Source organism: Desulfitibacter sp. BRH_c19, from assembly GCA_001515945.1.
GTDB lineage: Bacteria > Bacillota > DSM-16504 > Desulfitibacterales > Desulfitibacteraceae > Desulfitibacter.
Map to the genome: position 1 here is coordinate 85,016 of LOER01000004.1, position 20,825 is coordinate 105,840.

The window sequence follows — 20,825 nt, forward strand, 5'->3', positions numbered from 1 at the left end:
AAGCCTTTTTTTAAGCATGTAAAGCCGGAGGTCAAAAAATGCAACTAAAACAAATGACAGAAAAGGTATATGTTATTGAGAGCAGAACAATTAATTTGGGTTTAATTATTCAAGGTAAAGAATGTATAATCATAGATACTGGTCTTGATAAAACATCTGGACAAAAAATATCCAATCTTATCTTAGAGCATAATTTTGAATTGCAAGCAATAATCAATACCCATGGACATGCCGATCATTTTGGTGGTAATCAAAGACTGGTGAAACTCACAAATGTACCTGTTTATTCATCTGCTTGGGAAATAAACTTTTTGAAAACACCTAAACTGGAGCCTTTTAGTCTTTTCTGTGGGGCAAATCCTCCACGTATTCTGCAGAATAAATTTTATATGGGACCTAAAAGCCCAGGAGAAGATATCTCGTGCAACAAGGATTTTATAGATTACTGGGGACTTGATATTATATCTTTGCCAGGTCATAGTTTAGGAATGATAGGCATAAAAAAAGATGGTATCTTATTTGTTGGAGATGCATATTTAAGTGAAGGTCCACTAGCTAAGCATCCTGTTCCATTTTTGATGGATGTGGATGCTTCAATAGAGACCTTGTTTATGCTGCGAGATGACCCTGATTGCAATTTTCATGTTAATTCACATCAGGGCATATATTCTACCCGAGGAGAAACTGGACAGGTCATAGAGGCTAATATAAGGCGTTTAGAGGAGATTTATGTACTTCTTGAGAACACTATAGCTAGTAGCCCAAAAACATCACAGGAGTTAGCCAAAATCGCTTTAGATTACTTTAATGCAGACTGTAATACATACTTTGTCTACCAGTTAATAATTGTTACAATAAATGCTTATTTATCCTCTTTGTTAGATAAGCAGAGAATACAACCCATTATGAAGAGTAATGTTTTATATTGGTCTAAATAAGGAGTGGGAAGAATTTGAATGTGCATAGGGATTTCGAAATTATTTCACGCGCATGGCAAAGGTTTGTTGATAATGGAGAATTGTTTGGGGGTATCTCTCCTTTAATACTACGGTCATGGATTCGTTCAAAGAATAACCAGGTAAGCCGTTGTCAAAGTGTAGAAAACCTATATTATCTAAATAATGATAAATTAGAAGATCTTCAAAGAGCTTATAAAGATTTACGAGAAGCTGCAGGAATTACTGTAACAAGGTTAAAAGAATCTTTATATAATCATGACTTGGCTGTTTTGCTATCAGATCCTGAAGGAAATATTCTTGATGTTTTTCATACTAGAGATGGTTCTGACGCTTTAAAAGGATTTAGACCAGGTTTAACCCTAGCAGAGAACCTAGCTGGTACTAACTGCATAGGTTTATCTGCATTAGACAAAGATCAAGTTTCTGTTTGGGGTGCTGAGCACTATAACAGTCTGTGGCATAGGCTTTTTGGTGAAGCTGCTCCTATAATCACAAAAGAAGGTGACTTAAAAGGTATTATTGCTTTAATAGGTAATATAGCAGATAAGCAAACAAGCTTTAATAATATAGTTTATTTAAGTGCTCTTAGTATAGAAGATCAGCTTGAAATATGGGAATATAAGAAAATGACAGACTTGGAAAAATCAGTTTTTGGGGTAACAAAAAAAGTTGCGTTTTCTGATTTAAGAGGGGAAGACAGAAAGTGGAAGGATATAATTAAGCTAGCAAAAAGAGCTTCTGAAGGTGAGGGGAATCTTTATATTACAGGAGCTAAGGGAACGGGTAAGGAATCCTTAGCACGTGCAATTCATTTCCAGAATTCAAACAGCCCTTTTATCACATATGATTGTGAAAAACATAATAACGATAACCTATTACTTATTAAGGCATTAGAAATGTCCCAAAAAGGTGCTCTCTACCTAAAGAATGTGAATTACTTAACGAAAAAGGAGCAATCAACTCTTTTAAAAGCCTCTAAACAAAAAACATTTGTTGATGTATACGGGAAAACAAAAGAAAGAAAATTTAGGTTTTTTGCTTCTTCCATAGTAAACATGGAAAAAATGGTCAATGAAAGGCTCTTTGATCAGGATTTATACTATAGGCTATCAGGGCATCATATTTTAATACCACCCCTGCAGGAGAGAATTGGAGATCTTGAATGTCTGGTGAACTATAGATTAGAGACATTGATAGGGACAAAAAAATCCACTATGCTAGAGGTAACTGATGAGGCGTGGACGAAACTAAAAAATCACTCTTGGCCAGGAAATGTAACTGAATTATTCTGGACATTAGACCAGGCTCTTGAAAAAATAGAAGGAAATACAGTAATTGATGGTAAACATATACTTGTTGGAGGATCTGAAAAATGAAGTTTTCTGCAATTATTTTAGCTGGGGGCAAAAGTTCCAGGATGAAAATTAATAAGGCTTTGCTCCCAATAAAAGATAAAACTTTTATTGAAGAAATTGCTGAACAATTAAAAGATTCCTTCGACGAAATTATTGTGATTACAAATACTCCTGAACAATATGAATTTCTACCCTTTGAAAAGTATCCGGATATTGTCAAAAATAAAGGGCCCTTAAGTGGAATACATTCAGGACTCACCCATGCCAGAAATAAGTACTCATTTGTAACTGCATGTGATATGCCTTTCATTGATGGAACAGTTGCTCGGAATCTATGTGACATGACTTCCGATTACGATGGAGTTGTACCAAAAAATGGAGAATTTCTTCAACCTCTTTTTGCGGTTTACTCAAAAAATTGTATTCCTTATATAGAAAAATGTTTAAATGATGAACAGTATAAAATAATTGCTTTCTATCCTTATGCCAAGATACTATATCCAAAATGGAGTAACCTTTTAAGTGAAGAAAAAGCTACTAAAAATTTTTTTAATATAAATACCCCAGAAGATCTGAAAACATTTAGGAAATATCATGAGAATTAAGTGGAAGCTTCTGTTGATAGATAATTGACTTGTGAACTAATAATTTCTAGGATTTGCTTCACATATAAATTAGATAGTGTGGTATAATGTTAGTAAATTTTTCTAAGGAGTGATAGACATATGAAAGAAAAAGTGATAGCAGCTTTAGATAAAGTTCGCCCATTTCTTCAAAGAGATGGTGGGGATGTTGAATTAGTTAGTGTTGAAGATGATGGTACTGTAAAAGTTAGACTAAAGGGAGCATGTGGTGGATGCCCAATGGCCAACCAGACTTTAAAAAATGGAATTGAAAAAGTATTAAAAGAAGAAGTTAAAGAAGTTAAAGAGGTTGTTTCAGTATAAGTACATGTGTTTAGATATGATCCTACACTCCATTGTGTAGGATTTTTACTTTCTACAGTTGTTACTAGCTATTACTTTTTATGGGTGTATTTGTTAATAGCTATCGATATATTCCACGCTCTCAATAATATCTATAACCTGAAATTTTCACCATTTTTTTGCTTCCTCCTTATATTAATTAAGATCTCAGCACATACAGTACCAATCCAAACTGCAAACAATCCTAGAACAATGCTTCCGACAGTATTCAACAAGGCAATTTTTATGTTCCCGGCTTTTATAATATTCAAAGTTTCTAGACTAAATGTAGAAAAAGTGGTAAAAGCACCCATAAACCCAACGGCCAAAAATGCCCTGACGTTCGGACTGATAACCAATTTCTCGGTGCCCAATACATAAACCAGTCCCAGAAAAAAACATCCCAGGACATTGACAGCAAAAGTCCCCCATGCGAAAACAAAATCACCTGTATTATAAATCCAAGTAGAAATGACATGTCTGGCTATAGCACCTAGCGCACCGCCCATGGCGATGAAGGCATATAATGCGTAGTTCAAATTCGACCCCTCCCATAATGCACAAAGACTCCTACCTTTAATTTAGCTCTTCATCTTGACATTAGTTCTGCAATCATCATGCCTAGCCAAACTGCAAATAAGCATACCACTAAGCTGCTTATGATGTTCAAAAGAGCAATTTTTATTTCACCCTCTTTAATTATATTTAATGTTTCCAAACTAAAAGTGGAGAATGTTGTAAAGGCTCCAAGGAGACCCACAGCTAGGAATGCCCTTATATTGGGACTGATAATCAGCTTTTCTGCCCCCCATACATAAAACATTCCAAGAAAAAAGCAGCCTAATACGTTGACTACGAAGGTGCCCCATGGGAAAATGAAATCACCTTTGTTATAGACCCAGCTGGAAAGTAAATATCTACCTAAAGCCCCTATTGCACCACCCAAGGCGATGAAGCCGTACAATGCAAAGTTCAATGGCAAAACCTCCTATCTCAATTTTTGACCAAATGCCTTACCTGGTCGTTAGAGCTATTAGCTGTTTTGTCAGCGTTTAGTGGTGAGCCTCAAGATAATTCTATTTTTTAATATATCACAGTTTGTTAATTATTTATATAATTTAAGTCTTTTCATTGAATGACCTACTTTATACTTCTTAATTTCTAAAATTCTGCTAATATGGCCTGAACTTTACCTGCCTGTACCTGGAAGACAGTAATCTAAGATTGTTTGTCTCAGGCAATTCGTTAATATAAAAAAGGATTTTAGAAGATTATGTCGAAAAAGGAAAATGTATTCCATTAAGGGAAACTGGAGGAATTCTGTATGCGTAAAGTGCCCGCTGATTATTTACGCCAAGGTATGAAGTTAGGCAGTTCTGTTTATACAAATGAAGGTATTATGCTTCTACGGTCTGGAATGATTCTCACAAAAAATGCAATTAACCGTTTAAAGCTTATGGATATACCCAGCATCTACATAGATGACGGGTTTATTAAAGATATAGAAATTGAAAATGTTATTTCAGATGAAACAAGAAACGATGCTATTAAAAAAGTAAAAAATATATTTAATAATGTGGAGAATAAGCAGAAGTGTGGAAGAGTATCCTTTATTTTAAATGAGTCTAAAATAGTTGGTGTTGTTGAAAAACTTCTTGAAAACCTTCTTCAGAAACCTGATATTTTAGTGTCCTTATCTGATATTCGTAGTTTTGATGACTATACCTTTGGACACTCTGTTAACGTTTGTACCCTTGCGTTGCTTACGGGTAATGCATTAAAACTACCTCATAGTTCATTGGTACAATTAGGGACTGGTGCAATACTACATGATTTGGGTAAAATACTTACTCCAAAAGAAATACTTAACAAACCAGGAGCATTAACAGATGAGGAGTTTAATATAATAAAAATGCATTCTGAAGATGGCTATAACCTGATTCGAGAAAAAAGTACAATAGGGAACTTGGCTACTTCTGTTATTCTTCAACACCATGAAAGAATAGATGGCAGCGGTTACCCAAGCGGCCTAAAGGGCAATAAAATACACTTATATAGTAAAATTGTTGGTTTAGTTGACGTCTATGATGCATTAACTGCAGATAGAATATATAGAAAGGCATTTATGCCTCATCAAGCTTATGAAATGATTGCTGGTTCTGGGGATGTTCACTATGACTTTGAAGTTGTGAAAGCCTTTCTTTCTAAGATAGCAATGTATCCAATTGGGAGCCTTGTAGAAATAAATACTGGTGAGGTAGGTGTTGTAATAAAAACAATTAAAGGATTAACACATCGCCCAATAGTAAGAATATTTTTCCAGGAAAAGAATGTTCCATTAGGTAAACCTTATGAACTGGACCTATCAACACAATTGAATATAACAATTACTAAAGTGTTAGATTTTAGTGAAGTGGATAAACTATCTTTAAAAATGAAGCAATATAAAGAAGGTTAATTATTGGGTAAAAGGAGGTTCATTTATGCCCACGTATGACTATAGATGTTTAAAATGCTCAGAAAAATTTTCAAAATTTGTATCTTTAAAAGAAAAGGATCAGGTAAAATGCCCTAAGTGTGATGGAGATACTCAGCAGTTGTTTACAGGGTTTTTATATAAAAAAACTGGTGGTGGAGATAATAGCACACAGTCTTCTAGTTGTTCTAAAAACTCCTGTTCAGGGTGTAAAGGATGCTAAGATTAGATGGTAGCAAACTTTCATGTATAGTCCTTGCTGCAGGCAAATCAAGAAGGATGGGTAGTAATAATAAGCTGTTGTTACAATTCAAAGGAAAAGAACTCATTAAGCATATCTTAGAAAAAATTATAAAACAGGATTTTTTTGAAATAATAGTTGTGTCCGGATGGCAGTCTCAAGAATTGGAAAAGGTTTTAATGGAATACCCAGTAAAAGTAATATATAATCCTAAATACTTGGAGGGGCAGTCAACTTCCTTGAAGAAAGCCTTAGATACCATTTCGGATAAAACGCTAGGGGCTTTTTTTGTTTTAGGGGATCAACCACTAGTAAAGGAAGATACAATAAAGGATTTAATGGGCAAATTTTTAAAAAACCCAAATTGTCTCGTAGCGCCCTATTATAATGGTAAGAGGGGAAATCCAGTAGTTATACCTAGAAGACTATTTTCAAAACTAAATAATCTACAGGGAGATAAGGGAGCAAGGAATTTATTTTTAGATCAGGATAACATTATAAAATTGCAAGTTGAAGATAAAGGTGTAGTATTAGATATAGATACACCAGAAGACTACGAAAAGCTACTTGAAGATAATTAATTTGGGGACATTCCTCGAGGACGAAGCATGACTCGAAAAGAGGTGTGTCCCCTTAGATTAATGGAGGGGGTAATCATGAATGATTATTTACCAGGAAATTATCGTGGGGCCATCACAAGGGCACTAGAAATTTTTAAGAACGCAAAACCTGAAGATATGATCATAGGAAGTGGAGCTAGATTCGATAAGGAGAAATCAAGTTTTTATCTAAAATATTGCAATATGCCCATTGAAGTTCTCTATCCGTCAGGTTATGCTTACTGGTTATCAAGAAAAGAAAGAGTTATTGATGTAAGTGATAGATACTTAATTTTATTGTATTTAGCAGAAAGTAGTGGGTTGCCCTTGCGGAATCATTGGCTGACTTTTCTCGAGTTACCAGGCGGGCCTCATCATTATGTGCCTTTTCTAAAAGAAGCTGTAAATCCGCTTATTGATACCTTTGGCAAAAATCCTGAAGAGGCATGGGAAATTGCTAAGAACCATGGAGCCATCAGAACATCCATGGGGAGTGTTGGTTTCATTATACCTGTCTTTCCGAAACTTCCATTGGGCTTTGTTTTTTGGGAAGGGGACGATGAATTTCCACCCAAGGCAAATATTCTCTTTGACCAAATTTCGTCAGCTTATCTAGATACAGCTTCTTTATATATGTTAGGTATAAATACCTCTCTTAAATTGGTATATTCAAGAGGCAAGAATTAAGATATCTATCCTGCATCCTGCCTCCTGAAGGTTAGTCCGGTTTTCTAAAAGCGATTACAAATACTGGATCAGTAGTTTCTTGGTTAATATTGTCTTCTGCACTTAATAGTTCCTTTAGTTGCTGTTGGTTCAAATTTGCAAAATTGAAGTCCTTTTGACTTGTCAATTTATCACCTCCAGATTTAAATAATCTTAGGAAAAATTTCTGCTATCTATTATTAGTATTTAACTTGAGATTTAAACTTATTCTATCTCTAAAACAAATAATTTATTTCACAAGGCTTTTTTCTATTGACAGGGTGTTATAATTTTAGATATACTTATTTTTAATAATTGTGGATACAAAAAAATAATAATGAAAGCGATGACAAAAGACAAGCTAACTATTTGTCAATGGGTTAACAGAGAACCGGGTAAGGTGAAAGCCGGCACCTATACAGTATTTAGTGTCACTTTTTAGTTCTTTGTCGAAAAGTATTCTTAGTAGGCGAAGACGGAGGGCCAACCGTTAAAAAGGCAGGTGTCCAAAGAATAAGTGGCTGCATAATGCAGCAATTAGGGTGGTACCGCGGGAGTAGTCTTCTCGTCCCTGTAAGTGGGGCGAGGAGTTTTTTTATTCTTTTCAGGAATTCTAAAGAACATGAAATTAGATTTAGAAGAATAAATTGGGGACATTCCTCAAGGACAAAGCCTAGCTCGAGAAGAGGTGTGTCCCCGTACATTATTACATTAAAAAAAGGGAGGAAGTTAAGGTGGGATTGCAAATTTACTTAGATGGAAAGTTCGTACCAGAAGAAGAGGCTAAACTATCAATTTTTGACCATGGATTATTATATGGAGATGGGATATTTGAAGGTATTAGAATGTATCATAATAGAGTATTTAAGTTAAAAGAACACCTTATTCGATTATACGAATCGGCAAAAACACTTAATCTTGACATTGAACTCACAATAGAGGAAATGGAAGAGGCAGTTTTAGAAACTTGCAGGAAAAATAATTTGAGGGATGGATATATACGCCTTGTAGTTACAAGGGGAAAAGGAGACCTTGGATTAGATCCTCGAAAGTGTCCAAAGACCTTGACGTTTATAGTGGCAGCAGCTATTCAATTATACCCAGAAGCACTATACGAAACAGGTCTGGAGGTTATTACCGTCGCAACTAGAAGAAATGTAGCAGAGGCATTAAATCCAAGAATTAAATCCCTAAACTATCTCAATAATATTTTAGCAAGGATAGAGGCAAATTTAGCAGGAGTACCAGAGGCTGTCATGCTGAATCAAGATGGATTTGTAGCAGAAGCTACTGGTGACAATATATTTATTGTAAAAAATGGAAGATTAATAACACCCCCAGTACATGTTGGTATCCTCGAAGGAATAACAAGAAATACAGTCATGGATCTTGCAAAAGAAGACGGTATTGAAGTTGCACAAGAGGTGTTTACGAGACATGACATGTATAATGCTGATGAATGCTTCCTAACAGGGACAGCAGCTGAAGTAATTCCAACGATACGAATGGACGGCAGAGCTATTGGCTCAGGAAAACCTGGACAAATGACATTAAACTTGATTAAGAGATTTAGAGAATTAACTAAAGTGGACGGACCCAGAATTTTTGCAGAGGGGGAATAAAAATGAGAAGCAAAGCAATGAAGCAAGGTTTAGAAAAGGCACCTCATAGGTCTTTATTTAAGGCATTAGGGTTAACTGATTGGGAATTGGAAAAACCTATAATAGGTATTGTAAATAGTCACAATGAGATAATACCTGGACATATGCATTTAGATCAAATTGCTAGCGCAGTTAAAACTGGGGTACAGCTCGCAGGAGGAGTTCCCCTAGAATTTCCAGCAATAGGAGTTTGCGACGGTATAGCCATGAACCATGAAGGAATGAAATATTCTCTTGCAAGTAGAGAATTAATTGCTGACTCTATAGAAATTATGGCAAAGGCTCATCCATTTGATGCATTGGTTTTCATACCAAACTGTGACAAGATAGTACCGGGTATGCTTATGGCAGCTGCACGCTTAGATATTCCATCCATATTTATAAGTGGTGGTCCAATGATGGCTGGAAAATATAAAGGGAAGAAAGTAAGCCTTACAAATATGTTTGAAATGGTAGGATCAGTTAAGGCAAATAAAATGACTGAGGAAGAACTTGCAGAGGTCGAAGATGTTGCTTGTCCAGGATGTGGTTCCTGCTCAGGAATGTTTACTGCAAATTCAATGAACTGCTTGACTGAAGCCTTAGGAATGGCATTACCTGGAAATGGTACTGTTTTGGCTGTTGAAGCAGCAAGAATCAGGCTTGCCAAAGAAGCTGGAAGAAAAATCATGGAGCTTCTAGAAAAGGATATTAGACCATCTCAGATAATGACCAAGGAAGGCTTTTCAAATGCTCTCGTAGCAGATATGGCTCTAGGTTGCTCAACAAATACTGCATTGCATTTGCCTGCTATTTCCCATGAAGCTGGGATAACATTGGACTTTAACATTTTCGATGAAATCAGCAATAAAACTCCCCAGCTATGTAAACTAGCTCCCGCAGGTAATCACTTTATGGAGGATCTTGGAGCCGCTGGTGGAATCCAAGCTGTAATGACTGAGTTGAATAAACTGGGATTGCTAAACTTAGATGTTATGACTACTACAGGTAAAACATTAGGTGAAAATATTAAAAATGTTACAGTCCTGGATGACACAATAATTAGGCCTGTAGATAATCCATATAGCAAAGATGGTGGCATTGCCATCCTTTGGGGAAGCTTGGCACCTGAAGGAGCAGTTGTTAAGAAAGGTGCAGTTGCAAAGGAAATGCTTGTTCATAAGGGACCAGCCAGGGTATTTAATAGTGAAGAAGAAACAGTTGAAGCAATCTTTGGTGGAAATATTAATTCAGGTGATGTAATAATAATACGTTATGAAGGTCCAAAAGGTGGTCCAGGCATGAGGGAAATGCTGACTCCAACTAGTGCAGTTGCAGGTATGGGATTAGGTGAAACAGTTGCACTCGTCACGGATGGAAGATTTTCAGGAGCAACTAGGGGAGCATCTATAGGACACGTATCTCCCGAGGCTGCTGAAGGCGGACCAATCGGATTAATTGAAGAAGGAGATATCATATCAATTGATATTCCAAATAGAAGCTTAGATGTTGTTTTAAGTGAAGAAGAACTAGAGGTAAGAAAAAAGAATTGGCAAAAGCCAGAACCAAAAGTCACTAAAGGTTACTTGGCTAAATACCAGAAACTAGTTAGCTCAGCAAGCTCAGGAGCGATTATTAAATAATAAACTATAGAATTCAGAATACAACCTATTATAGATTGAGACTTTATTCTGGCTACTGGCTCCTGTATTCTGCATCCCACATGCACCAATGGACAATTAGTGGTTAAACTAACAAGCATATACGTAGGAGGTAATGATAAAATGAGTGTTCTAAAAAATACGGAGGTGAATGAAGTTGGGGATTGCTTAGAGAACTTTGGTAAAGGTGAAGTTTTATCGGGCGCTGAGATTTTGTTAAGGGCATTAGAAATGGAAGGTGTTGATACCATTTTTGGTTATCCAGGTGGTACAGTACTTCATATATATGATGCTTTATACAGTTGCACAGCAATTAAGCATATTTTGCCTAGGCATGAACAAGGTGGGGTCCATGCTGCTGACGGATATGCTCGCTCCACAGGAAGACCGGGAGTAGTATTGGCTACTTCGGGACCAGGAGCAGCAAATCTGGTAACAGGAATAGCTACGGCCTATATGGATAGTATCCCAATGGTAGTTGTTACAGGACAGGTGGCAACTCCTTACATTGGAAAGGATTCCTTTCAGGAAGCGGATATTACGGGAATAACCTTGCCAATTACTAAGTATGGATTTTTGGTAAAGGATATTAAGGATTTGGGACGCTGCATCCATGAGGCCTTTCATATAGCTACTACGGGAAGACCGGGGCCGGTAATTGTTGATATTCCAAAGGATATAACTGTACAAACTACAGAATTTTTCTATCCTCCAAAGCATAACTTACCAGGCTACAAATTAAAGCCAAATGGTATAGCAAAGCAAATAGAAGAAACAGTAAAACTAATTTCTGAAGCAAAAAGACCGGTTTTATATGTAGGAGGTGGCGTTATAGCCTCCGGAGCAGAAAAAATCTTGGTGGAATTTGCTGAAAAGTTGGATATACCCGTAACCTGTACACTTATGGCAAAGGGTGCTATTCCTGATACTCATCTTTTAGCACTCGGCATGCCAGGAATGCACGGTACAGTATATGCAAACTATTCAATTACTGAATCAGATTTACTATTAGCAGTAGGAGTAAGGTTTGATGATAGGGTTACAGGCAATGTGAAAACCTTTGCTCCTAATGCAAAAAAGGTTCATATAGAAATTGACCCGGCAGAGATTAACAAAAACGTTGTAGTTGATGTTGCAATTATAGGAGATACAAAAGATATACTGGAAACGCTTTTTAATAAATTAGACAGTAAGAAAAGACCAGATTGGATTAAAAGGATAAATGGTTGGAAAGAAGAATATCCATTAAAGTTTGTTCAGGAGGAAGGAACCTTAAAACCTCAATACGTAATCTCCTCCGTTAATGAAATTCTTGAAGATAACTCCTTTGTAGTAGCTGACACAGGGCAGCATCAGATGTGGTCAGCCCAGTATATAAAAACCAGAAGAGGCAGGGGATTTTTTACATCAGGTGGTTTGGGAACAATGGGATACGGATTTCCGGGTGCTATGGGGGCCCAAGTAGCAAATCCTGAAGCTTTAGTTGTAGCAATAGTAGGCGATGGAGGATTTCAAATGAACTGCCAGGAACTTGCTACAGTTGCTATATATAATCTACCTGTAAAGATCTGTATCATTAATAATGGATACCTGGGAATGGTTAGGCAATGGCAAGATCTATTCCTTGAAAAAAGATATTCTCATACGGATATAAACCAAGGGCCGGACTTTGTTAAATTAGCCGATGCATTTGGAGTTAAGGCTATAAGGGTTACAAAACCAGAAGAAGTCCTACCAGCACTTCAGGAAGCTAAAGCACATCAGGGACCTGTACTCATTGATTTCGTGGTGGAAAAAGAGGAAAATGTCTATCCCATGGTGCCAGCTGGTGGATCAATTAATGAAATGCTAGGGAGGTAACAAATATATGAAATATACCTTAGCTGTATTGGTAGAAAACAAACCAGGTGTTCTAACTAGAATTGCAGGGTTATTTGCCCGAAGAGGATACAATATTGAGAGTCTAGCAGTAGGAGAAACGGAAGATCATACTGTTTCAAGAATGACGATTGTTGTAGGTGGCGACGGTAAAGTAATAGAGCAGGTAACTAAACAGCTACACAAACTTGTGGACGTAATAAAGCTGACAGATATTACTGAAGAAGAGAATGTTGATAGAGAATTGATTCTTATCAAGGTAAATGCAGACGCCTCAGTAAGGGCTGAAATAATGCAAATTGTGGATATTTTTAGGGCAAGAATTGTTGATATAGGAAGAGGATCTCTGATAATAGAGGCTACAGGAGATTCAGGAAAAATAGAAGCAATTGAAACCTCTTTAAAACCCTTTGGAATAAGAGAGTTAGTCAGAACTGGCAAAGTAGCAATGGTTAGAGGTGTCAAGGGTAAAAACGGGAAAAAATAGCCCTAACCTTAGGAGGTGTTTTAATTATGGAGATTACAGGGGCACAATGTTTAATGAAAGTATTAGAAGAGCAGGAAGTGAATGTAGTTTTTGGATATCCTGGAGGGGCAGTTCTTCCCCTATATGATGCTTTGTTGGAAAGCTCGATTGAGCATGTCCTTGTAAGGCAGGAACAGGCAGCAGTTCATGCAGCAAGTGGTTATGCCAGGACTACAGGAAAAGTTGGCGTCTGTATGGCTACCTCAGGGCCCGGGGCTACTAACCTTGTGACAGGTATAGCTACGGCATATATGGACTCAATTCCTATGATAGTTATTACGGGTCAGGTATCTACCCAGATGGTTGGAACTGATGCTTTTCAAGAGGTTGATATAACAGGTATTACAATGCCAATTACAAAGCATAATTATTTAGTGAAAGATATAAGAGATCTCTATAAAACTATTAAAGAGGCATTTCATATAGCTACTACAGGAAGACCAGGTCCCGTATTAATAGATATTCCGAAAAATGTTAGTGATAGTATGGTGAAATGCTCCTTGAATAATAAGATTGAATTAAGGGGATATAAGCCTACTTACTATGGGCATCCTTCACAGATAAAAAATGCAGCATCATTAATTAATAACAGCACAAGACCAGTAATCTTATCAGGTGGCGGGGTTATCAACGCTAAGGCATCTGAACAAGTTAAGATTTTGGCTAAAAGAATTCAGGCACCTGTTGCAGTAACTTTAATGGGTCTTGGATCCTTTCCTGCAGATGATGAAGTATTTTTAGGAATGCTGGGAATGCATGGTACAGCAGTTGCCAATTATGCAGTCAGTAATTCCGATTTAATTATTGGTCTAGGAGTTAGATTTGATGATAGGGCAACTGGTGCAATTGAAAAATTTGCTCCCAAAGCTAAGATCATCCATATAGATATTGATCCAGCTGAAATAGGTAAGAATGTGCAGGCTAATTTACCAATAGTGGGTGATGTACGGCTTATTCTAGATGACCTAATACCTAAAATTACTGAGAATTCAAATCCTACATGGCTTGAGCAAGTAGGTGAATGGAAACATTATCATTCATTAAAGTTTCCGGATGATGTCCTCACTCCTCAGTATGTGTTAAGTGTATTAAGTGATATTGCTGGTCCTGATGCAATTTTATCTACGGATGTTGGTCAGCATCAGATGTGGACTGCATTATATTATAAATTTATTAAGCCAAATACACTTGTAGCATCAGGTGGACTAGGAACTATGGGCTATGGTTTTCCTGCAGCGATAGGTGCTCAATATGGAAATCGTGATAAGAGAGTTATAGCTATAACAGGAGATGGAAGTTTCCAGATGCATATGGCAGAGATGGGAACAGCTATGGAAAGAAACCTGCCTATTAAAATACTTTTATTTAATAACAATTGTCTTGGGCTTGTACGTCAGCTTCAATACTTCTATTGTGAAAAAAGGTATAGTGCCATAGATTTCAGCTGCAATCCTGATTTTATGCAATTTGCAAAATGCTATGGAGCAGCTGGCTATAGGATTACAACAAAAGAAGAGGTCAAACCAATGCTAGAGGAAGCATTGAACAATGAAAAGCTTACGATTATTGAATGTATGGTACCCAAAGAGAATTTAGTCCATCCCATGGTATTAAATACAAAGGGTTTGGACGAAATGGAAACATATTAATTGAAGGTACCTTGACCGGAGGTGGTCTATTTGGATACAAATAAAGTTTATATTTTTGATACTACCTTGCGAGATGGAGAACAGTCGCCCGGAGTCAGTTTAAATATCCAAGAAAAGCTGAAAATAGCTAGGCAGCTTGCAAAATTAAATGTGGATGTTATTGAAGCAGGTTTTCCAATAGCCTCTCAAGGGGATTTTGAAGCAGTTCGAGCTGTTGCTCAGCAGATAGAAGGACCAATTGTAGCAGGTCTAGCAAGGGTAGCTACAAAAGATATTGATAGAGCATGGGAAGCTCTACAGTATGCCAAGAGACCTCGTATTCATACATTCATAGCTACATCAGATATTCATTTAAAGTATAAATTGAGAATATCTAAGGATGAGGTTTTAGAAAAGATTGCTTTTGGAGTAGCATATGCTAAAAAATATACTAATGATGTTGAATTTTCTCCAGAAGATGGCTTTAGGACAGATATTGATTTTATGATTAAAGTTGTAGAAACCGCCATTGAGGCAGGGGCAACTGTAGTGAATATTCCAGATACAGTAGGTTATGCAACACCCCAGGAATTTGGATTATTTATCAAAAACATCAAAGAAAACGTATCCAATATGAATAAAGCTATTCTCTCTGTGCATTGTCACAATGACCTTGGTCTTGCAGTAGCTAATTCGCTAGAAGCAATTATAAATGGTGCTCAGCAGGTTGAGGTGGCTGTCAACGGTATAGGGGAAAGAGCGGGCAATAGTGCCTTAGAGGAAATTGTAATGGCGCTATATACAAGACAGGACTTTTACAAATTCTATACAGATCTCAAATTTCAAGAACTCTATAGAACAAGTAAATTAGTCTCAAACCTTACTGGTATGCCAGTTCAGCATAATAAAGCAATTGTGGGTAAGAACGCTTTTGCTCATGAATCTGGAATTCACCAGGATGGGGTACTAAAAGAAAGAACCACTTATGAAATTATGAATCCTGAAATGATAGGTATAGTTCAAAATAATATAGTTCTTGGAAAGCATTCAGGAAGACACGCTTTTCAGACACGACTTGAAGAGCTTGGTTTTTATTTAACCAAAGAAGAACTTGATAAAGCCTTTACTAGATTCAAAGAATTGGCTGATAAGAAAAAAGAAATTACTGATAATGATCTTGAAGCAATTATTGAGGATGAAATTAAAGTTATTCCTCAAAAGTATCAGCTCGAGCATTTGCATATATCTAGTGGCAATAGAACTATTCCAACAGCCACATTAGGAATTATTGATGACCATGAGCAACTTCACGAGGAAGCAGCATGTGGTGATGGACCAGTAGATGCAGTATTTAAAGTAATTGAAAAGATTACTGGGGTTAAGGTGAATTTAAAATATTATGCCCTAAATGCAATTACAGGTGGTAAAGATGCCATTGGTGAAGTTACAGTCAAGGTCAAATATGAAAGTAATGTCTATACTGGTAGAGGCCACAGTACCGATATTATTGAGGCAAGTGCTAGAGCTTATCTAAATGCAATTAATAAAATTTGCTACGAACAATTGGGGAAATAGAATTGGGGACATTTTCAAACAACAGAGGATGGCCTAAAAAGGGGTGTGTCCCCCGTACACCAAGTTGGGGACATTCCCCAACAACAGAGGATGGCCTAAAAAGGGGTGTGTCCCCGTACACCAAGTTGGGGACATTCCCCAACAACAGAGGATGGCCTAAAAAGGGGTGTGTCCCCGTACATTAATAGGAGGAATGAACTATGGGAATGACAATAACTGAAAAGATACTGGCAGCCCATGCAGGTCTTGATCATGTGGAACCAGGACAGTTGATAAATGCTAAGCTTGATATAGTATTAGGCAATGACATTACATCACCTGTAGCCATAAAAGAGTTTAGAAAAACTGGAAAAGAAAAGGTGTATGACAAGGAAAAAGTAGTTCTTGTTCCTGACCATTTTACCCCGAATAAGGATATTCAGTCAGCTGAACAGGCAAAAATGCTTAGAGAGTTTGCAAAGGAACAAGAGCTTACCAATTACTTTGAAGTTGGAAAGATGGGTATAGAACACTGCTTGCTTCCTGAACAGGGTATTGTGGGGCCAGGAGATGTAATTATTGGTGCTGATTCTCATACCTGTACCTATGGAGCTCTTGGAGCATTTGCAACTGGAGTTGGAAGTACAGATATGGCAGCGGGGATGGCCTTGGGAGAAGCATGGTTTAAGATCCCTGAGAGTATTAAGTTCATCTATCATGGTAAGAGGCAAGATTGGGTTTCTGGGAAAGATCTTATTCTATATACTATTGGTAAAATAGGTGTTGATGGTGCTAGATATCAGGCAATGGAATTCACAGGGGAAGCCATTGAAAACCTATCAATGGATAGCCGCTTTACAATGTCAAATATGGCTATAGAAGCTGGTGGAAAGAACGGAATTATCGCACCTGATAAAATCACAGAGGAATATATTAAAGGAAGAGTAAAACGAGAGTATAAACTCTACTTTAGTGATGCAGATGCAAAATATAATAGAATTATTGATATTGATGTAGCTACTATTGAGCCACAGGTTGCTTTCCCTCACTTACCGGAAAACACAAAAGGAATTAGTGAAGTTGGCAATGTTTCCATTGACCAAGTGGTTATCGGTTCCTGTACTAATGGAAGGATAGAGGACTTAAGAGTAGCCGCCAGCATTTTAAGAAATCAAAAAGTACATTCTGGAGTCCGATTAATTATTTTTCCAGGGACACAGCAAATTTACCTGGATGCTATGAGAGAAGGACTTTTTGAAGTATTTGTTGAAGCAGGGGCAGTTGTAAGCACACCTACCTGCGGACCTTGCCTCGGTGGGCATATGGGTATCCTAGCCAAAGGGGAAAGGGCTTTATCTACAACTAATAGAAACTTTGTAGGACGTATGGGTCACCCGGAGAGTGAAGTTTACTTATCGGGTCCAGCCGTAGCTGCTGCTAGTGCAATTAAGGGTAGACTAACTGCACCTCAGGAGGTGGTATAGATGTTATTAAAAGGAAAAACATGGAAGTTTGGGGACGACATTGATACGGATGCTATAATTCCGGCAAGATATTTAAATACATCTGAGCCTGCCGAGCTTGCAAAGCATTGCATGGAGGATGCTGACCCAGAGTTTCCAGCTAAAGTTAGGGCAGGTGACATTATTGTTGCAGGTAAAAACTTTGGTTGTGGTAGCTCTAGAGAGCATGCTCCGATTGCTATTAAAGCTGCAGGAGTATCATGTGTAATTGCAAAATCCTTTGCCCGTATATTTTTCAGAAATTCTATCAATATAGGACTTCCAATTTTAGAATCACCAGAGGCAGCTACTGCCCTTGAAGAGGGCAATGAGGTGGAAGTAGATGTTGCAAATGGAGAGATAAAAGATTTAACTACAGGTAAAACTTATCAAGCAGTTCCTTTTCCAGGATTTATGAGAGATATAATTTCTGCAGGTGGATTAATGAATTATGTAGCTGAGAGGGTGGAGGAAAAATGATTAAAGTAGCAGTATTACCTGGAGATGGGATAGGTTCTGAAATCATTCCTGAGGCTCTTAAAGTACTTGAAATAATTGCTCCTAAATACGGTATGGAATTTGAATTTGTAGAGGGCCTAATTGGTGGGGCAGCCATTGATGCTGAAGGTGTTGCACTTCCAGAAGTAACTCTTAATTTATGTAAGGATAGTCAGGCAGTTTTATTGGGTGCTATTGGAGGACCAAAGTGGGATACCCTTCCTGCCCCCCAGAGACCAGAGGTTGCAGCACTTCTTCCTCTTAGAAAACATCTTGGCTTATATGCAAATGTAAGACCAATTGCTTTAAATACAGCTTTAATGGGTGCCTCTCCTTTGAAGGAAGAGATAGTAAAGGGTACAGATATGATTGTTATCAGAGAGCTTACAGGTGGAATATACTTTGGTGACAAATATAGAGAGGCTCATGTATCAGGAGAGAAAGCAGTAGATATCCTTGAATATACTAGTGAAGAAATCGAAAGAATTGCCAAGCTTGCTTTTGAAATTGCATCCAAAAGAAGAAAAAAGGTGACTAGTGTAGACAAAGCTAACGTTTTGGAAAGCTCTAGGCTTTGGAGAGAGACAGTTTCTAAACTTGCACAGGATTATCCTGAGATTACCGTTGAGCATATGTATGTAGATAATTGCGCCATGCAGTTAATTAGGAATCCACTTCAATTTGATGTAATTCTTACTGAGAATATGTTTGGTGATATTCTAACTGATGAAGCTTCTATCTTAAGTGGTTCAATCGGCATGCTGGCTTCATCTAGCTTTGGAGGTAATGTGGCCTTGTATGAACCTGCCCATGGTTCTGCACCTGATATAGCAGGTCAAGACAAAGCTAATCCCCTGGCAACCATTCTTTCAGGCGCTATGATGTTAAAATACAGCTTTGATTGTTCAGAAGGAGCAGAAAAAATAGAAGCAGCAGTCGCCAAAGTACTTGAAGAAGGATATAGGACAGGAGACATTATGGAGCCAGGAAAGAAACTGGTTGGGACGAGGGAAATGGGTAATCTGGTATGCAAAAAACTGGGAGAGTAGATACTATGAAAGTATTTTTATTTGATACTACCTTAAGAGATGGAGCCCAAGGAGAAGGGGTCAATGTTTCTGTCAAGGATAAGGTAAAGATAGCGGAAAAGTTAGATTGGTTCGGGATGGATTTTATTGAGGGGGGTTGGCCCTCCTCCAACCCTAAGGATACAGAATTTTTTCAAAAGGCTGCCAAAAAGAACTGGAGAGGGAAGATTTGCTCCTTTGGAAGCACTTGCAGAGTAGGAGTAAAAGCTGAGGATGATCTAAATCTGCAGGCTCTTGTGACCTGCGAAGCACCTGCTACTGCTATTTTTGCTAAAACCTGGGATTACCAGGTTACAAAAGTATTAGGAACAAGCTTAGAAGAGAACCTAAGAATGATCCGCGATAGTGTTGCTTTTTTAGTCAATAATGAAATTCAAGTGATCTTTGATGCCGAACACTTCTTTGATGGCTACAAAGCAAATCCTGAATATGCCTTGTTGTGTCTCGAAAGTGCACAACAAGCTGGGGCATCTTGGCTTGCTCTATGTGATACCAATGGTGGAACCCTTCCTCATGAGGTTTTTGAAATAGTGCAGCTTTGCAAAGAAAGATTTACTATTCCTATTGGCATCCATGCCCACAATGATTGTGAGCTTGCTGTGGCAAATAGTATAGCAGCAGTTCAGGCTGGGGCAACAATGGTCCACGGAACATTCAACGGCATAGGAGAAAGATGTGGTAATGCTAATTTATGTTCAGTAATACCTAATCTTGAATTAAAGATGGGATATGAAACTTCAACTAGAAATAATTTAGATTGTCTCACAGAAACAGCAAGGTATGTAGCTGAGGTTGCAAATATTGCCATACCAAATCATCAACCCTTTGTGGGACATAGCGCTTTTACTCATAAAGGGGGAATGCATGCTAATGCAGTATTAAAGCATCCTAGAACATATGAGCATATCACTCCTGAGACAGTAGGCAATGACAGAAGAATTTTAATGTCGGAGCTTGCTGGAACAAGCAATTTAACCCATAAGCTTGAAGAGATGGGAATTAATATAGAAGACAAGGATATACTCAAAAAAACTATTGAGCAGGTAAAAGAATTGGAGCATAAGGGCTTCCAATTTGAAGGGGCCGAAGCTTCCTTAGAGTTGTTACTCTATAAAATAGCAGGATCATATAAGGAACATTTTCATCTTGAAAACATTAAAGTAAATGTTGAAAAAAGAGGGGAAGAGGACTACTATTCAGAAGCAATTATTAAGCTAAGAATTGGAGATGAAATAGTTCATACTGCTGCTGAAGGAAATGGACCGGTCAATGCCTTGGATAATGCTCTCAGAAAAGCTCTTGACGAAACTTATCCATGCATTACTGACATGCATCTCTTAGATTATAAAGTAAGGGTATTAGAAGGAAGCCAAGCAACAGCTGCTAAGGTTCGGGTTCTTATTGAGTCAAAGGACAAGGAAGATCATTGGAGTACAGTTGGTGTTTCCTCCAATATTATTGAAGCAAGCTGGGAGGCTTTGCTAGATAGTATGGATTATATCTTACTTAAGAAGCATCTTAAAGACTTGGGGGAAAAGGGGGAATAAGAG

At 37.6% G+C, this 20,825-nt stretch carries 20 protein-coding genes; 18 read left to right on the forward strand and 2 right to left on the reverse strand.

The window, feature by feature from the left end; genetic code table 11:
- The first annotated feature begins 38 nt into the window (after positions 1 to 38).
- The 4 genes from APF76_09065 to APF76_09080 all read left to right on the forward strand — a co-directional run bounded on the left by APF76_09065 (position 39) and on the right by APF76_09080 (position 3,261).
- On the forward strand, positions 39 to 938 hold the full coding sequence (locus APF76_09065; GenBank protein KUO53381.1) for a hypothetical protein: 900 nt from the start codon (positions 39 to 41) through the stop codon (positions 936 to 938).
- Between the two features lie 14 nt (positions 939 to 952).
- The gene (locus APF76_09070) at positions 953 to 2,335 is read left to right on the forward strand and encodes a hypothetical protein (protein KUO53382.1); all 1,383 of its coding nucleotides are present in this window, start codon (positions 953 to 955) and stop codon (positions 2,333 to 2,335) included.
- Positions 2,332 to 2,919, forward strand: a complete 588-nt coding sequence (locus APF76_09075; protein KUO53383.1) for a hypothetical protein — start codon at positions 2,332 to 2,334, stop codon at positions 2,917 to 2,919. The genes APF76_09070 and APF76_09075 overlap by 4 nt, the downstream gene beginning before the upstream one ends.
- A 120-nt stretch (positions 2,920 to 3,039) precedes the next feature.
- Positions 3,040 to 3,261, forward strand: a complete 222-nt coding sequence (locus APF76_09080; GenBank protein ID KUO53384.1) for a hypothetical protein — start codon at positions 3,040 to 3,042, stop codon at positions 3,259 to 3,261.
- 131 nt (positions 3,262 to 3,392) lie between these two features.
- On the opposite strand, the gene APF76_09085 is transcribed toward APF76_09080, so the two are convergent.
- Both APF76_09085 and APF76_09090 read right to left on the reverse strand, forming a co-directional pair.
- Positions 3,393 to 3,818, reverse strand: a complete 426-nt coding sequence (locus APF76_09085) for a chromosome condensation protein CrcB (protein KUO53385.1) — start codon at positions 3,816 to 3,818, stop codon at positions 3,393 to 3,395.
- A gap of 50 nt (positions 3,819 to 3,868) precedes the next feature.
- The gene (locus APF76_09090) at positions 3,869 to 4,255 is read right to left on the reverse strand and encodes a chromosome condensation protein CrcB (protein ID KUO53386.1); all 387 of its coding nucleotides are present in this window, start codon (positions 4,253 to 4,255) and stop codon (positions 3,869 to 3,871) included.
- A 348-nt stretch (positions 4,256 to 4,603) separates the two neighbouring features.
- On the opposite strand from APF76_09090, the gene APF76_09095 reads away from it, so the two are divergent.
- The 14 genes from APF76_09095 (at position 4,604) to APF76_09160 (ending at position 20,822) form a co-directional block, all read left to right on the forward strand.
- Positions 4,604 to 5,737 (forward strand): hypothetical protein, encoded by a 1,134-nt coding sequence (locus tag APF76_09095; protein KUO53387.1) that lies wholly within the window; start codon positions 4,604 to 4,606, stop codon positions 5,735 to 5,737.
- Between the two features lie 25 nt (positions 5,738 to 5,762).
- Positions 5,763 to 5,978 carry an FmdB family transcriptional regulator gene (locus APF76_09100; GenBank protein ID KUO53388.1) on the forward strand — a complete coding sequence of 72 codons (216 nt, stop codon included), beginning with the start codon at positions 5,763 to 5,765 and terminating at the stop codon, positions 5,976 to 5,978.
- Positions 5,972 to 6,577 (forward strand): hypothetical protein, encoded by a 606-nt coding sequence (locus APF76_09105; GenBank protein KUO53389.1) that lies wholly within the window; start codon positions 5,972 to 5,974, stop codon positions 6,575 to 6,577. Before APF76_09100 ends, APF76_09105 begins: the two co-directional genes overlap by 7 nt.
- A gap of 75 nt (positions 6,578 to 6,652) precedes the next feature.
- On the forward strand, positions 6,653 to 7,282 hold the full coding sequence (locus APF76_09110; GenBank protein KUO53390.1) for a hypothetical protein: 630 nt from the start codon (positions 6,653 to 6,655) through the stop codon (positions 7,280 to 7,282).
- Between the two features lie 752 nt (positions 7,283 to 8,034).
- The gene (locus APF76_09115) at positions 8,035 to 8,922 is read left to right on the forward strand and encodes a branched-chain amino acid aminotransferase (protein KUO53391.1); all 888 of its coding nucleotides are present in this window, start codon (positions 8,035 to 8,037) and stop codon (positions 8,920 to 8,922) included.
- A gap of 2 nt (positions 8,923 to 8,924) precedes the next feature.
- Entirely contained in the window at positions 8,925 to 10,583 is a 1,659-nt protein-coding gene (locus APF76_09120; protein ID KUO53392.1) for a dihydroxy-acid dehydratase, read from the forward strand.
- A 249-nt stretch (positions 10,584 to 10,832) separates the two neighbouring features.
- Positions 10,833 to 12,461, forward strand: coding sequence for an acetolactate synthase catalytic subunit (locus APF76_09125; GenBank protein KUO53446.1), 1,629 nt, complete (start codon positions 10,833 to 10,835; stop codon positions 12,459 to 12,461).
- A gap of 7 nt (positions 12,462 to 12,468) precedes the next feature.
- Positions 12,469 to 12,966 (forward strand): acetolactate synthase small subunit, encoded by a 498-nt coding sequence (locus APF76_09130; GenBank protein ID KUO53393.1) that lies wholly within the window; start codon positions 12,469 to 12,471, stop codon positions 12,964 to 12,966.
- Between the two features lie 26 nt (positions 12,967 to 12,992).
- Positions 12,993 to 14,654: a hypothetical protein gene (locus tag APF76_09135; GenBank protein ID KUO53394.1), complete on the forward strand. Its 1,662-nt coding sequence runs from the start codon at positions 12,993 to 12,995 to the stop codon at positions 14,652 to 14,654.
- Between the two features lie 30 nt (positions 14,655 to 14,684).
- Positions 14,685 to 16,208 carry a 2-isopropylmalate synthase gene (locus tag APF76_09140; GenBank protein KUO53395.1) on the forward strand — a complete coding sequence of 508 codons (1,524 nt, stop codon included), beginning with the start codon at positions 14,685 to 14,687 and terminating at the stop codon, positions 16,206 to 16,208.
- Between the two features lie 200 nt (positions 16,209 to 16,408).
- Entirely contained in the window at positions 16,409 to 17,671 is a 1,263-nt protein-coding gene (locus APF76_09145) for a 3-isopropylmalate dehydratase large subunit (GenBank protein ID KUO53396.1), read from the forward strand.
- Positions 17,672 to 18,169: a 3-isopropylmalate dehydratase gene (leuD, locus tag APF76_09150; protein KUO53397.1), complete on the forward strand. Its 498-nt coding sequence runs from the start codon at positions 17,672 to 17,674 to the stop codon at positions 18,167 to 18,169.
- Positions 18,166 to 19,236 carry a 3-isopropylmalate dehydrogenase gene (locus tag APF76_09155; GenBank protein ID KUO53398.1) on the forward strand — a complete coding sequence of 357 codons (1,071 nt, stop codon included), beginning with the start codon at positions 18,166 to 18,168 and terminating at the stop codon, positions 19,234 to 19,236. Before leuD ends, APF76_09155 begins: the two co-directional genes overlap by 4 nt.
- Positions 19,237 to 19,241: 5 nt before the next feature.
- Positions 19,242 to 20,822: a transferase gene (locus APF76_09160; protein ID KUO53399.1), complete on the forward strand. Its 1,581-nt coding sequence runs from the start codon at positions 19,242 to 19,244 to the stop codon at positions 20,820 to 20,822.
- The last annotated feature ends 3 nt before the right edge of the window (positions 20,823 to 20,825 follow it).

Excerpts from the sequence above, each read along its gene's own strand:
- APF76_09065 (KUO53381.1), top strand. The coding sequence starts at position 39 with ATGCAACTAAAACAAATGACAGAAAAGGTATATGTTATTGAGAGCAGA.
- APF76_09075 (KUO53383.1), top strand. The coding sequence starts at position 2,332 with ATGAAGTTTTCTGCAATTATTTTAGCTGGGGGCAAAAGTTCCAGGATG.
- APF76_09080 (KUO53384.1), top strand. The coding sequence starts at position 3,040 with ATGAAAGAAAAAGTGATAGCAGCTTTAGATAAAGTTCGCCCATTTCTT.
- APF76_09095 (KUO53387.1), top strand. The coding sequence starts at position 4,604 with ATGCGTAAAGTGCCCGCTGATTATTTACGCCAAGGTATGAAGTTAGGC.
- APF76_09100 (KUO53388.1), top strand. The coding sequence starts at position 5,763 with ATGCCCACGTATGACTATAGATGTTTAAAATGCTCAGAAAAATTTTCA.
- APF76_09105 (KUO53389.1), top strand. The coding sequence starts at position 5,972 with ATGCTAAGATTAGATGGTAGCAAACTTTCATGTATAGTCCTTGCTGCA.
- APF76_09110 (KUO53390.1), top strand. The coding sequence starts at position 6,653 with ATGAATGATTATTTACCAGGAAATTATCGTGGGGCCATCACAAGGGCA.
- APF76_09120 (KUO53392.1), top strand. The coding sequence starts at position 8,925 with ATGAGAAGCAAAGCAATGAAGCAAGGTTTAGAAAAGGCACCTCATAGG.
- APF76_09125 (KUO53446.1), top strand. The coding sequence starts at position 10,833 with ATGGAAGGTGTTGATACCATTTTTGGTTATCCAGGTGGTACAGTACTT.
- APF76_09130 (KUO53393.1), top strand. The coding sequence starts at position 12,469 with ATGAAATATACCTTAGCTGTATTGGTAGAAAACAAACCAGGTGTTCTA.
- APF76_09135 (KUO53394.1), top strand. The coding sequence starts at position 12,993 with ATGGAGATTACAGGGGCACAATGTTTAATGAAAGTATTAGAAGAGCAG.
- APF76_09145 (KUO53396.1), top strand. The coding sequence starts at position 16,409 with ATGGGAATGACAATAACTGAAAAGATACTGGCAGCCCATGCAGGTCTT.
- leuD (KUO53397.1), top strand. The coding sequence starts at position 17,672 with ATGTTATTAAAAGGAAAAACATGGAAGTTTGGGGACGACATTGATACG.
- APF76_09155 (KUO53398.1), top strand. The coding sequence starts at position 18,166 with ATGATTAAAGTAGCAGTATTACCTGGAGATGGGATAGGTTCTGAAATC.
- APF76_09160 (KUO53399.1), top strand. The coding sequence starts at position 19,242 with ATGAAAGTATTTTTATTTGATACTACCTTAAGAGATGGAGCCCAAGGA.